Consider the following 12,678-nt stretch of genomic DNA (forward strand, 5'->3'; position numbering starts at 1 on the left):
TCTTGCGCGGTTGCCGATTAGACCGGCCTGACTTACAAAATCCCCGATTAGACGGCGACGGCGCCAAGCGGCGTCGCGGTTTCGGGGTATCGCGCTCCGCGTGAAGGGCAGAAGATTGAGCAAAAGCATTGCTTTCCTCGCGCAAACACCGGGTTCGGCGACGATTGAAAGCCAGCAATCGTGCCTGAATCTGGGTGACATCCAGGTGATTGCGGGACGGAAGACCTTCAGCCAGCTTAGCGATCTGCTGGAGCGCAAGGGCATTGGCCTTGAGGCCGGTGACCGGGTGAAAGTTCACGATCTTTCCTGCCTTGCGCTTGCAACCCCGATGCTCGTGCGTGCGATAACCAAGTTACTTGGGAATGGCGTCAGCTTTGAAATTTGTTCGCCGCGGATTGTCGTCGAGCCCGGCGCCGACGATAAGCTGCACGCGATGCTCGATGCACTCGACGGTCATTACCGGCACCAGCACGGGATCAAGACGCATCCTGCCGAGATGTCGCCCCCAGGACGCAAGCAGCTGCTTGGCCCTGATAAATTACCGGAGATCCGTGAAAGGCTCAGCGCGCCCGGCGCAACTGCCACGAACGTCGCTCTGGAACTAGGCGTCTCGAGGTCCACGCTCTTCAACTTCCTCGAGCGATACGACCTCGACCGTCGGGCTGATCGGGAGAAGAAGGGCGTGGACCGGCATTCCGAGAACCGCAGCGATGAGGGTCATGTCGCGGAAAGTGATCGAAGCAAGACGACCAGCTAAGATACGAACGACCCGGCTCGGTGGAAGGCCGCTCCGCTCCGCAAGGTCTTCATCCGAAAGACCTTTTTTGCTAAGCAACGCTCTAACTCGATCACCAAACCGGGATCGCAACTCAACGCTATCCGTCACGCGAACTCCCCTGGTTCCCCATAGGTACCTTAGGAATCGTTCTCCCAGACGGGCGCTTTGGCCAACGCCGCTAGTTACGAACTATTGTAAATATCTTAATCTATGTCAGCAACAGAAATATAGCCGTCACATCAAGGGGGGGTGTTTTCGGCCTGTTCATCGGGACGGAGCAAATCCCAGATTTGCATCTCCAGCGCCGCTGACAACTTCACCATCAGGTCGAGAGTGGGGTTCGCACGGCCCCTCTCAATCGTCGACAGGTAACCGATCGCGATGTCCGTGCGCGTGTAAATGTCAGTCTGCGTGAGCCCGAGCGCTTTCCGACGCGCCTTGACGCGGGCCCCAAAGTCGAGCGCGGCAGGCTGGATAATCTCCTCCAGATAGAGTCTTGTCGTCATTCAAAGGTCTCGTGCCAGTGCGATCACGGCTACGGGTCCGTGTCCATCTAGTGACACCTTAATCGACACCGCCTCGATCTCCAAGGCGGCGCTAACCATGATGGGCACCGCTCTGTTCGAACGGTCGGCGAAAGCCCGAAGGCGAACCCGCCCATCGCATAACGGTCGGCGAAAGCACGAACTTTCGCACTCGATTACCGGGTCGCTCAGGCCTATCATCGTCCTCGACACCCAATCTTCGTGCTTTCGCCGACCGATTGCCGGGTGTCAGGGAGCGAGGCATGAGCCTAGCAAGACCACAAGGCGACCTGTTCGCGTTCGATAGCCCTCTCCTCACCGAGGTCCGAGGCGAACAATCCCTCATGGCGTTCCCGTTCTTTGCTCTCAGCAAGGGTAAGTGGACGAAGCCGCTCGCTTATCGAAACGAGACCGTCTCGATCGAGATCGTCGCCACCTCCAAGGGCGTGGCCACGATCTACGACAAGGAAGTGCTTCTCTATATCGCCAGCCTGATGGTGGCGAAGCTCGAGGCCGGTGTGGACGTGTCGCAAGAGTTCTATTTCACAGCACACGACCTGTTCCGGATCACCGGTATCAGTGGGTCCGCCCGCTCCTATTCTCGACTGTCAGACGCGCTGGAGCGCCTTCAGGGCACACAGATCAAGACGAACATCGAAGCTGGAGGCGAAGGCCAGGCCGGTTTCTTCTCATGGTTGTCTGAAGCCCAGCTTCATTACTCGAAGACAAAAACAGGCGTAAAGCGGTTGAAGGCTGTGAAGGTACGCCTTTGCGACTGGCTTTATCGCGCTATCCTGCGCGATCGCCGAGTCCTCGACTACGCGCCCAGCTATTTTCAACTCGGGCCAGTCGAACGACGTCTGTACGAAGTTGCGCGTTCCGCGTGTATCACGGGGCCGATCGACGTCGACCTCGATGAGCTCCGCCTTCAACTCGGCTACCAAAGCTCCCTCAAGCATTTCCGCTTCGAGCTAAAACGTATCGCCGACGAAGATATCATCCCGGGCTACGCGTTTGACCTGGTGGACGCCCCGGTAACGTCGACCAGCGGCCGGGCGCGACGCAACGCAGGTGCTGCACGCGTCAAGATCACGCCACGCTCGCTACTCACAGCCGCCTGACCCCCGCTTAGACCCGCCGACGAATCGGACGCCGTGCCGATTCTCAACGGTCGGTGAAAGCACGAACTCGGGTCGGCGAAAGCACGAATTTCGGTCGGCGAAAGCACGAATGGGATCGAAAATGGTTGGCGAAAGCACGAACTTTATCGTGCTTCGGTCGGCGAAAGCACGAACTCTAGCTGTTTCGTAACGCCGTCGCTTTCGCCACAATCAAACTTGGACTGGTTGCACGACGCGACTGGCGAAACAGGGTGCGGCTGTGACCACATAAAGGAAAGCCCGGCGCAAAGGCCGGGCATCCCAGAAGTCTTAATGTGAGAGCCTTGGCGGGCTTCCACGGGTCAATCTAACGATCCTCACATAACGACTTCCGAGCTTCGGTTCAAGGATGCGCGCTTTGCGCCACGCAATCTTTTTGCCCCGGTCCCAGCCCCAAAAGGGGATGGAAGATGCAAGCCGTATCAGTCGCGCGCGCGAGCTTCATGGCGCTCGAGCGCATCACGATGACCAACGCCCGCGCGCGCTCGGGCGGACCCAACCCCACGCGCGCAAAGGTCCACCCAAACAGCCGCCTTGCCGGCACCTTCGAGGACGATTTCTTCTTCAGCTACGCAAAGGGCGAGACCGATCGGATCTACGCACGCGCCGCGGAGTTGGAAGACCAGAAGAACGCAATTCGGCGAAGCGCCAAGGCAGAAGGGCGCGCCCTCAGCCCGGATGAGCAACGTATAATGCTGCTCACGCCTGGGGCGCTGAAGATACTCAAGGTCCTGCTGGACCTGGCCCGCACATGCGCTGGAAAGGTGTTCCCGACGTGGGCGTGGATCGAACAGAAGAGCGGACGATCACGCGCAACAGTCCACCGTGCGCTTACGAACCTGGCCGCCGTCGGCTTGCTGGATAAGCAGCGCAGGTGTGTCCCGATCAAGCCGACCCTCGATCGGCCCAAGGCGAAGAACGAGCAGACCTCAAACGTCTATCGGATGCGCTTTCCGAACTGCCTCGTCAGGTTCCTGCCGCACAGGATGCGACCCCTCCCCCTGCCCGACGACGTGCTGCAGGGAGAGGCCGACCGGATCGAGGCCATCGCGAGCATGCGCCTGTGGCGGTCGCCGCGTCAGGTCGCGACCGAAGATTTTAACGACGACGGCCTGCGCCGCGTCATGCTCAACCTTGCAACGGCCGTCGAGAGACAAGAGTCTCAAAAAAATGGTCAACCGCTACAAGATTCATATAATCTAAGAAAATATGGAATTGGCCTAGCCGGCCAACGCTTCAACGCCTGACGGCGAAAACGCACATTTCCGAGAAGTGCCGCACCACAAACGCCGTATCACCTAGCATAACCGTCGGACACGCCGCTACGCGTCGCGGTGCTCCCGAAGGGAGCATGCGGTTTCTGTTGCGTTCAAACGGCTGCTGTCACGCTTGTTGATCAGGTTTTGTCGGTCTGCGCCCATCAGCGGGGCTCGAACACGTCGGACGACTCAAGCTTCGATAAAAAGGCCTGTCATTTTTGTCCAATAACGCAATAATGACGGTATGTGGCTCCGAACCTACGTCCGGGACGATACCCTACCGCCTCAAGACAAGCGGTACGGCGCACCGCGCCGGATAGTGGTCCTCTCGTGAGGGGGCGTGCGATCTTGGGAGGCGCCACTATTATCGCTGCCGTTCTCCTCTGGCATCGTCCTTCGCTCGATCAGCGCGCCGCCGGCTCCAATATGCTCGGCTGTACTGCGAGAAACGACGGCTCAGTGTGCGATGCCGTCACCGGCATATCCAGCGCTCTGCAATCTCCCTTGCTTTCCACTAACCGAGCAGCAGGTTTGCCCCCGCCTGAAACACCGGGCGCGATCGACCCCGCCGTCACGCAGGACACTATCGACGCCACGATCTGCCGCCCGCGCTACGCCCGGGCGGCACGACCCGCCTACGCGATCACCGGCCCACTAAAGCGCCGCATGATGGATGTGCAGCACCCCGGCGAGCGCATGGCAGATTATGAGCTGGACCATCTGATTCCGATCTCGATCGGGGGGGCATCGCTTGATGCGCGCGACCTCTGGCTTCAGCCGCGGCAGGGCCCCGCCAACGCCGGCGACAAGAACGTCCTCGCCTATGTGCTGTGGCGCTTGGTCTGCACGCATCGGGTGCCGCTCGCGACCGCCCAGCGCGACATCAGTCACGACTGGACGAAGGCCTATCAGATCTACGCGACGCCCGAGAATATCGCGAAATATCACTTCCGGTATGCAGAGGAGCAGCGCGACTAGCCGTTCTCGCTTCGCGCGGTTTCAGCATTTCACTTTAGCCAAGGAGAGTATGATGCCCCAAAATATCGCAGAGTTCAGGATCATTGGCCGGATCGGCAAGATCACGTCGCGTGAGAAGGTGAAATACGTCAACGTGGCGGCCAACTACAATCGGCGCGACGGCGACGAATGGAAGACCGACACGCACTGGAACAGCGTGGTATGCTTCTCGAATGTCGCCTCCCAGGTCGATAATGCTGCCAAAGGCGACCTTGTTCATATCACGGGCCGCGTGCGCGAGACCCAGCATGGCGAGGCGAACGACACGTCCTACCGAACAGAGCTGATCGCGGACACCTTCTCGGTGCTGGTAAAGACCGAAAACGAGGATAGCTGATGAGGTGCGGGGGCGGCCTTCGGCACGGCTCTACCGCGGCAACGCCGCGACCGAACCCGAAAACGCGGTTTCGGCCCTGCCGGGTCACGACCCTCGCCTGGCCGGGAGGGCGGACTGCCAGTCACGCCCTCCCGCCGCTCACTTCGAACCGGATCACGCGACGAACGGCTTCCACCGTCCCCGGGACCCCACGCCAACGAGGCACCGAACGACGCATGATCGAGATGAACCGCAGAGGAGATTGCTCATGAACCGGGTCATTGTCGCCGCCCTGCTCGCCGGCATCGCCATGCTCCCGAACTGCAATAAGCAAACGACGCAACAGTCGCCCGCGGACTATTACCGCGCGCATTCCGAGGTGCCCGATCCCCGCCGCGGATCTTTCGCAGAATCCAAACCCGGCACTTACGAATATTCGACGCCAACGGAGGTCACATCAGGCTCTGCAAACGCGAAGTCGGGCAGCGCGAAATGAACAGGAGAACTTCGGCGATCGGTGCTGATTTTCTCCTTTCGTTCTGGTGCTGCTTGATTCAGAGTCGGTGCCATGCCGATCCGCCCGGAACATCGTTGGTTATATCCGATCGATTGGCCGGAGATCAGTCGGATCGTCCGCTTCACGCGTGCGGGTGGACGCTGCGAGCATTGTCAGCGCCCACATGGACGCCGCGTTACGTTCCTGGCGGGCTCCGATGGACTTTGGTGGGATACCGAAATCCATGCTTGGCGCGACGGCCGCGGCCGTCAGCTCCGGCGCGCGCCAGATTTTATCCCGCTCGACGCGATCCGCATGACGCGCACGCCAGTCTATCTCGCCACGGCGCATCTCAATCACGACCCGACCTTCAGCGGGCCGCGCTGGCGCAATCTCGCGGCGCTCTGCCAGCGCTGCCACATGATCCACGACGCGCCCGAGCATCGCAGGCGTCGCTGGTGGAACGCCTTTCGCCTGCGGGCGATCGGCGACCTCTTTTCCGGCCGCTACAGCTAGAAAACGCGACGTCTGCGAAGGCGCGGAGCCGGGCGCGAAAGGCCGCCTCAGAGGAGAGGATGCCGACTGCTCGTCCGTTCCAGTTTTGCGGAGGCACCCATGACCGAAATTTACCAAACGGACAGGACGATCGCGATGGCACGTCTACCACTCGACGCTGAGATCCGCGCCAAGACCATCGTCGAACAACTCGGCGGTGTCTGGCGCGGGACGCGCGGCGAATGCCGCTGTCCCGCCCACGATGATAGCTCACCAAGTCTGAGCGTCCGGCTCGGCGATACAGCCATCCTGTTTCATTGCTTTGCCGGATGTACCACCATCGAAGTCCTGAAGGCGCTTCAGCGCAGGAATCTCCACGACAAGGCGCCGATGTCGATGCCCCAGGCCACGCCTAAGCGCGACATGGGCGCGCTCGCGCTGCGGCTCTGGAAAGCCAGTGAGCCGATAGCCGGTACACTCGCCGAGGATTATCTCCTTGCACGCGGCCTCTCCGGCCCTTTCTCCAAGTCGCTCCGGTTCAACCCCGCTACCATTCACGGATCTGGACCGACCAAGCGGACCATGCCCGCCATGATTGCAGCCGTCGAAAACGACCTTGGCGTGGTCGCGGTGCAGCGCACGTTCCTCGATCCCGAGAATGTGCTGCACAAACCGATGCCCAAACCCAAGGTCTCGCTTGGCCTGCTCGGCACCGCCGCGATCCGCCTAGCGCCCGCCACCGAGGAACTGGGCTTCGCCGAGGGCATCGAGGACGCCCTATCGGCAATCGAATGGTTCGGCACGCCGACTTGGGCGTTGGGCGGCGTCGAACGCCTGGCGTTCGTTGCCATCCCAGCGACAGTACGCCGTATCATTGTCTATGCCGATCGCGGACGAGCGGCCGATCGCCTGCTCGCCAAGGCACGCGACCATCTCACCGCGAACGGTCGAGAACTGGTAAGCCGCGTGCCCGAGCACCACGACGACTGGAACGACGCCTGGAAGCACCACCTGCAAAGCGGCAGCTAACTATGCGCGACTTTCACGTCAGGCCGAGATCGGGAGAGCGGGCAATCCGTTCACCCGCTAATCCTTGAACTGCACTTATCGCTTTTGCGCATCGCGTGTATTATCATGTGACAAGGCGAGGTCTCGCGCGCACCGGGCTCCAAGATGGGGTCCAAGGCAACTCGTTAGACTGGCTCAAGAGCCTCGCTGCAGCCGCAGTACCGCGGTCGATCGCAGGAGATTCTATGGTTCAGATCAAACGTGCACCGTTGAAGTTGCGGATCAAGCCCAAACCCAGCGAGCCAGAAGAGCAGATAATCGACGACGCCACTGATCCGCTCGCGCGGCAGCGGCGCTTTTTGGCGCGAGAGGACAAAAAGAGCAAAAAGCTGGGTCTTGTTTTCGCCGATGCGTTCATCCGCGGGATGCGCGAAATCGGGTATAAAAATCCCGCTTGGGCGCTCGCCGAACTTATCGACAACAGTTTTCAAGCCGGGGCCGATACCGTCGATATCCGTATGAAAGATGTCGATTGGAAGATGGAGCGGTCCCCGCCAAGCCAGGTGGCCATTATTGATAATGGCATAGGGATGCTCTCGAAGATGATCAGCCATTCCGTGCGCTGGGGGGGAACCGATCGTGAAAATGATAGGCAGGGGTTCGGGCGTTACGGCTACGGCCTTCCAAGTGCCGCTGTCAGTCTGGCAAAGAGTTATTCGGTGTATTCAAAAACCGAAGGTAAGAAATGGTATGTCGTGCACGTCGATCTCGAGGCGTTGGGTAACGCTGCAGGTGACGATGACCGTGTTGACGAACTCTTAGCCCCGCAGCTTGCCGAATTGCCCTTGTGGTTGAATAGCGCTGACGGAAAGTTGGATGTAACCGAGTTCGGCTCTGGGACCATTGTCGTTTTAGAGACACTTGACCGCCTGAAAACCATGGGTGGCTGGATCAGCGGCAAGAGCCTGAAAGTCAAATTACTTCAACACTTTGGTGTCATATATCGCAATACGCTTCAGGATAAGAAGATATTTATCGCAGGAGACGCGACCGAAATTATAGACCCATTGTTTCTTCTTCCTGACGCGCGTTACGGCGATGAGACAGACGTCAGGTCGAAGCAGATCAAGACGGCTGCGTTTGAGACAGTAGGCGCTTTTGGTAAGGGTGTTGTACGTATCCGCGCGGCCGTTCTGCCGCCTAACTTCCAACTGGCAGACCCCAACGAATATGGGAAGAAGGGCGCTAAAACTGGTCGGCGTTGGGATATTATGAAGACTTATAACGGCATCCTAGTGTGTCGGGCAGGACGTCAGATTGATGTAGTTTCTCCAGAATGGACTAAGTTTCAAAACTATGACGCCAACATCAAGATCGAGATCGACTTTGACCCGGCGCTTGATGAATTCTTTGGGCTGACGACTTCTAAGCAGCAAATCGTTATCGATGAAAAGATGTGGGAGAAGCTCAAGGTCAGCGGTAGGGACAGTGGCGGGATACAAGCACTCGTTAAAGATATGCGCGGTGAGTTCAAGCGCATGAAATCAGTATTAGACGCTTGCAAGCCAACGTCGGAGTATAAGGATCGCTCACGACCTAGCGCAAGCGCCATGCAAGCGGCACAGAAGTTCAAAGCCCGCGCTTCACTATCCCCGCAAAAGCGAGCTCAGGCAGAGAAGGCGCTGCATGAATATGCGTGGGCAATGGCAAATGCTCGAAAGATATCCATCGAGCTGGCAGAAGCCTCCGCTAAAAAGGAAACCAACGCGCGGCTGTTCGATCTCGAATTTGCTGCCGTTGAGGAAGCGCCGTTTTTCCAGGCAAAGCGTCTTGGTCTTCAAAAACGGCTAACAATCAACACGGCACATCCCTTTTATGAAAAGGTTTACCAAAGGTCTGGCGAAGCACAGGCTGGATTAGAAGTGCTTCTGTTCGTTTTGGCCGACGCGGAACTTGACGCGGAGAATGAGCGCGAGGCATTTTACCGGACGGAACGAAAAAACTGGTCAGAAGGCTTGAGCCACGCGCTGGAAGAGTTACTCAATGATGATGCAATGAGTGATCGTGCAGCAGCTGACGCGGAAAGCGGTTAGCGTCGTAAGTTGAAACTGACGCTTGCTAAAAAAGACTATTTTTCCTTTAGCAGATAAACTCACATTAGGTGACTGGTCACACGGTGTAGCGCGCATTAGCAGAGCAAAAAACACTCATATTGTAATTATCGGTCAGCATATGATCGTACTGTTCGTCAATCGTCAGTAAGGTCCGGCAATCCCGGAAATGACAACTGTATACCGGTCTGTTCGGTCGAGTTGACCCGCGTGGATGAACTCTTACCGAAATGGCGCCGACTCTGCTTGTAATACCTCTCCTCGAAGCGTCGCCGTGCGTCTGCTCGAATATCGAACTCGCCAGCGAGAGGCTTTAGTTTGGTCAGCCGCACCCCTTTATCCTCTAGCGCAAAGCCAAAGGCGTAGGACAGTGGCGGCACGTTCGGTTTTTTCGGCGTGAGCTTCACAACGCCTCGAAAAAACCAATTTTCGTCCTGAGTCACACGATACAGTTCAAATTGATCGAGAATAGGCTTCTTCCCGTAATCGCCTTCCATCCACTGGCTGTAAAGCGATTGGCCGTGCCGCTGCCAGTGAGGAATAAGGCGCCAAAGCCCGGCGACGACATAGTCACCGGCAAAATGGTGAAGTCGGCTCGCAATCTCGGATCTCGACATACCGGCAAGCGCGGCGCGAATCGCGACCCCTGGAGCGCGGCCAAATCGTTCAAATGTGTGACGCTGACGAATGACGCCGCAGAAGATACCAGCGGACAGCAAACGCTTGACCAAACTCTCTTCGGCAATGGCTTTCACAAGAAGTGCTACCTCGCCATGGTGCATCGACGTCGTCGCGATGATTTCGTCAATGTTGTCGGCTGATACCGTAATGTCGGGTTCAAACCGCAAGACATACGAAAACCCGTTATGTGCGACCGTGTTAAATTGCCAGTGAGCCAGATAGGGCGTGGGTTCGATTCGCCAGCCGGCGCGAACAAGCGGCATGAGTCTGGCGGGAGGCGTGTACGCTGGTCCGGTCGGGCGCTGGTGTCCAGTGGTTATGGCAACTACCCGGACCCGCTTAAACATTATCTCACGATATTCCTCTACGACCATGATCTTGGCCTCAGGATTACAAGCAAACGCAGCGCGCTCGACTTCGTCGCGCTGATCACCATCGAGCGTGCCATGGTGGAATACGACCAGCACGATCAATTGAGCGCTAACGGCCGGGTGACGCGTACGCCTACTTGCGGTCAGCGCGGCCGTTGCGGCCGCGTCCGCCGCATCCTTGCCCCGCGATGACGCGCTCGAAACAGAACAACTCCCAAAGCGCGCTGTAGCACTGCCCAGCGCCCTTAGCGCCGCGTTGCCGTACACATCCGCGTTAACGCATGCCCGTAAAGCATGGGGTGTCCAGCGTGCCACGTCGTCGATCTGGCGGTCGTAATGCGGATTCGACGCCAAGGGCTCGGAAAGGTCATCGTCATAATCAATGACGTCGCTGGCATAGGCGACCCAACGGCAGTGACTGGCCAAAGCAGACATGGCATCTGTCTGTCGAATGGGGCGGTAAACGCGCTGGCCATCGAGTTTTTCGGTGCGTGGAATGATAAGCGCCGCGGTCGTCTCGCTACGCCCAGTCATCGCTTGGGCAATTACGGTTGCCGCTCGCACCTGTTCCTCATGATCTTCGACCAGCAAAAGTACCAAATCGCGCCCGGCCGGCAGTTTCGCACGATCAAGGGTACCATTATCGTCAACCAGGTCTGGCGGATTAAGATGCCGCACCTCGCGTAGTTTTCGAGCGGGTGCGTGCTGGACATCGCGAAGGCAGTGAACGAGTGTCAATCCGCTAGGAGGAAGCGCCGCGACCTGCGGTTGAACCGGCACTGCTATCGCTCGCTGCTGAATATCGAGGCGACGGATACCAAGGGCGTCGAATACTGGTTCAAGGGGTGAAAGCACCTTTGAAAAGGCAAGTTCGCCCCCCATCGTCTCAATAAGGCTGGCAGGCACAGCGATCGTGAGCGTTTTACCATGGCTGATGATGTCCACAGTCCCGATCGAAGAGTAGATCTGTGCCGTCGGTCGATTTGCCGCTGCGGTCACAGCGCGGCGTATGCGAGGAAGCAAGATTACTAGGTCACGCCACAAACCTGCCGAGCGGGGCGCAGTCTGAGTCAAGTAGGCGTGGGCGTCGCCCAATCGAGCTGCAAGGTCGTCCGTTTCGAAGAAGGCTGCTACCTGGACACGCAGCAACGGCGCAAAATAATGCTCCTGCTCAATGATCGTCGAGCGTAGGCTTGACCTTAAGTCGATCGAGCAGGTGCCATCCTGAAACTGAAATGCCCACAAAGCTGGGTCGCCGGGTGTACGAACACCATTTTGACTGTGACGCGTGACCGCCACATCGCCAATGTCGACGGCTTCGAAGCTGCGAACGTGGTCGTCCGAACCGATGACCTGCGTATAGAGCCGATTGTCTGGCGCCTTGCTCACAAACAGGGGCACAACAAAGCCAGGCAACACGCCCACAGGGTTGAACGCGCCGTAAAGGCTATACGTGTTGGTCTCGCTGTTCAGAGGTGGCCTCGCCGGCGGTAATAATCGCGTACGATCTGGTACATCGTCGCTGCATAGAGTTCGGGCCGAAGGCGGTCGATGAAAGCATAGGGAATGGCTTCAGCACCAATTGTAGCAAGGGAGTCTGCAACCTCCTTCACCAGGAAGGCGTCCGGTAAGACTACGGCTTCGACCGCGTCTTTGAGCTGAACGTTCTCGCCAACCTGGATTTCGATTGAGGAGATGCGCTCGTCATAGATATTCTCCTGACGATCAGTAATGAGCCCATGATAGCATGACGCTTCGAAAGCTAGGGGCGGCAATTCGACGTCGGCGATCGGCTTATTATCGTAATAGCTTACGTTGTCACCAAAAAAAAGGTTGATCAACCTTTGGGGCGACGCGAGATCGGGCTCGAGGGCGAAGTCCTCGCGAGCCATCTTACGATGCATAGACGCGTGGAAAAGCTCATTGTGGAATGCTCCACTGTCGAAAGGAAAAATACGTGTCGGCGACCGCACTACACCCGGCTTCAAGACGAAGCAGACAGGCGCGTAGGCGCGGATTGCCGAGGCCATCACTTGGCTATTCACGCGATAGGACGGCCTTCCGTAAAAAAGATAGACAAGCGGCTCTTCATCGAAGACCGGGCAAGGTTCTGCAGAAATCTGCCCGTCGCGTATAATAGAACGAAAGCCTAGGCCATCGCTGACGTGAACCGACGGCAACTCATCTAGACCGGCGGGTTGTTCGCGGATGAGCTTGCTAAAATCCGCCGTGGGTGGGCGGCTTGTCGTCGACTTGGAAACTGACGGGTCAGAAACCGCACGATCATATCGGTGTTTAGTCATCGCCGACCGGTAGCAGATCAGGCGGGCATGTTGTAGCCGGGGCATTTCCCATCTGACTATGCCCTAACGTAATCGCGGTAGGTGTAGGTGGTGACCTAGGCGGCCGAGTGAAACGGGTTGACTGGCCGGCAGCCGCCAGACAGTACTTCCGTCCGGATG

General features: G+C 58.1%; 12 protein-coding genes and 1 pseudogene. 9 read left to right on the top strand and 4 right to left on the bottom strand.

Annotation, left to right across the window (positions count from 1 at the left end):
• The first annotated feature begins 115 nt into the window (after window positions 1-115).
• The gene (locus U1763_RS19570; protein ID WP_332756599.1) at window positions 116-757 is read left to right on the top strand and encodes a Hin recombinase; all 642 of its coding nucleotides are present in this window, start codon (window positions 116-118) and stop codon (window positions 755-757) included.
• Here the strand turns inward: U1763_RS19570 and U1763_RS21150 are convergent.
• Window positions 743-886: pseudogene (locus tag U1763_RS21150) on the bottom strand (helix-turn-helix domain-containing protein); the annotation flags it as partial. The gene U1763_RS19570 and the pseudogene U1763_RS21150 sit on opposite strands and share 15 nt — an antisense overlap.
• A 131-nt stretch (window positions 887-1,017) precedes the next feature.
• Window positions 1,018-1,284: a helix-turn-helix domain-containing protein gene (locus tag U1763_RS19575; RefSeq protein WP_332756600.1), complete on the bottom strand. Its 267-nt coding sequence runs from the start codon at window positions 1,282-1,284 to the stop codon at window positions 1,018-1,020.
• 281 nt (window positions 1,285-1,565) lie between these two features.
• Between U1763_RS19575 and U1763_RS19580 the strand changes: the two genes are divergently transcribed.
• From U1763_RS19580 to U1763_RS19615, 8 genes are all read left to right on the top strand, one after another.
• The gene (locus tag U1763_RS19580) at window positions 1,566-2,423 is read left to right on the top strand and encodes a replication initiator protein A (RefSeq protein WP_332756601.1); all 858 of its coding nucleotides are present in this window, start codon (window positions 1,566-1,568) and stop codon (window positions 2,421-2,423) included.
• 449 nt (window positions 2,424-2,872) lie between these two features.
• Complete coding sequence (locus U1763_RS19585; RefSeq protein WP_332756602.1) at window positions 2,873-3,709, top strand: RNA replicase; 837 nt, start codon at window positions 2,873-2,875, stop codon at window positions 3,707-3,709.
• 471 nt (window positions 3,710-4,180) lie between these two features.
• Window positions 4,181-4,699, top strand: a complete 519-nt coding sequence (locus U1763_RS19590; protein ID WP_332756603.1) for a hypothetical protein — start codon at window positions 4,181-4,183, stop codon at window positions 4,697-4,699.
• Window positions 4,700-4,751: 52 nt separating this feature from the next.
• On the top strand, window positions 4,752-5,075 hold the full coding sequence (locus tag U1763_RS19595) for a single-stranded DNA-binding protein (RefSeq protein WP_332756604.1): 324 nt from the start codon (window positions 4,752-4,754) through the stop codon (window positions 5,073-5,075).
• A 247-nt stretch (window positions 5,076-5,322) separates the two neighbouring features.
• Window positions 5,323-5,550, top strand: a complete 228-nt coding sequence (locus tag U1763_RS19600) for a hypothetical protein (RefSeq protein WP_332756605.1) — start codon at window positions 5,323-5,325, stop codon at window positions 5,548-5,550.
• Window positions 5,551-5,622: 72 nt separating this feature from the next.
• Window positions 5,623-6,066 carry a hypothetical protein gene (locus U1763_RS19605; RefSeq protein WP_332756606.1) on the top strand — a complete coding sequence of 148 codons (444 nt, stop codon included), beginning with the start codon at window positions 5,623-5,625 and terminating at the stop codon, window positions 6,064-6,066.
• 135 nt (window positions 6,067-6,201) lie between these two features.
• On the top strand, window positions 6,202-7,074 hold the full coding sequence (locus tag U1763_RS19610; RefSeq protein WP_332756607.1) for a DUF7146 domain-containing protein: 873 nt from the start codon (window positions 6,202-6,204) through the stop codon (window positions 7,072-7,074).
• A gap of 224 nt (window positions 7,075-7,298) precedes the next feature.
• On the top strand, window positions 7,299-9,146 hold the full coding sequence (locus tag U1763_RS19615; protein ID WP_332756608.1) for an ATP-binding protein: 1,848 nt from the start codon (window positions 7,299-7,301) through the stop codon (window positions 9,144-9,146).
• Between the two features lie 155 nt (window positions 9,147-9,301).
• Here the strand turns inward: U1763_RS19615 and U1763_RS19620 are convergent, their stop codons facing one another.
• Together U1763_RS19620 and U1763_RS19625 are read right to left on the bottom strand one after the other, a co-directional pair.
• Complete coding sequence (locus U1763_RS19620) at window positions 9,302-11,635, bottom strand: hypothetical protein (protein ID WP_332756609.1); 2,334 nt, start codon at window positions 11,633-11,635, stop codon at window positions 9,302-9,304.
• A 50-nt stretch (window positions 11,636-11,685) separates the two neighbouring features.
• Window positions 11,686-12,519 (bottom strand): hypothetical protein, encoded by an 834-nt coding sequence (locus U1763_RS19625; RefSeq protein WP_332756610.1) that lies wholly within the window; start codon window positions 12,517-12,519, stop codon window positions 11,686-11,688.
• Between the last annotated feature and the right edge of the window lie 159 nt (window positions 12,520-12,678).

The sequence above is a fragment of the Sphingomonas sorbitolis genome (genome assembly GCF_036663875.1).
Taxonomy (GTDB): Bacteria; Pseudomonadota; Alphaproteobacteria; order Sphingomonadales; family Sphingomonadaceae; genus Sphingomonas.

Bases quoted from the DNA above. Each gene is read 5' to 3' on its own strand.
- U1763_RS19615 (WP_332756608.1), top strand. From the start codon at position 7,299: ATGGTTCAGATCAAACGTGCACCGTTGAAGTTGCGGATCAAGCCCAAA.
- U1763_RS19610 (WP_332756607.1), top strand. From the start codon at position 6,202: ATGGCACGTCTACCACTCGACGCTGAGATCCGCGCCAAGACCATCGTC.
- U1763_RS19595 (WP_332756604.1), top strand. From the start codon at position 4,752: ATGCCCCAAAATATCGCAGAGTTCAGGATCATTGGCCGGATCGGCAAG.
- U1763_RS19600 (WP_332756605.1), top strand. From the start codon at position 5,323: ATGAACCGGGTCATTGTCGCCGCCCTGCTCGCCGGCATCGCCATGCTC.
- U1763_RS19585 (WP_332756602.1), top strand. From the start codon at position 2,873: ATGCAAGCCGTATCAGTCGCGCGCGCGAGCTTCATGGCGCTCGAGCGC.
- U1763_RS19605 (WP_332756606.1), top strand. From the start codon at position 5,623: ATGCCGATCCGCCCGGAACATCGTTGGTTATATCCGATCGATTGGCCG.
- U1763_RS19575 (WP_332756600.1), bottom strand. From the start codon at position 1,284: ATGACGACAAGACTCTATCTGGAGGAGATTATCCAGCCTGCCGCGCTC.
- U1763_RS19625 (WP_332756610.1), bottom strand. From the start codon at position 12,519: ATGACTAAACACCGATATGATCGTGCGGTTTCTGACCCGTCAGTTTCC.
- U1763_RS19580 (WP_332756601.1), top strand. From the start codon at position 1,566: ATGAGCCTAGCAAGACCACAAGGCGACCTGTTCGCGTTCGATAGCCCT.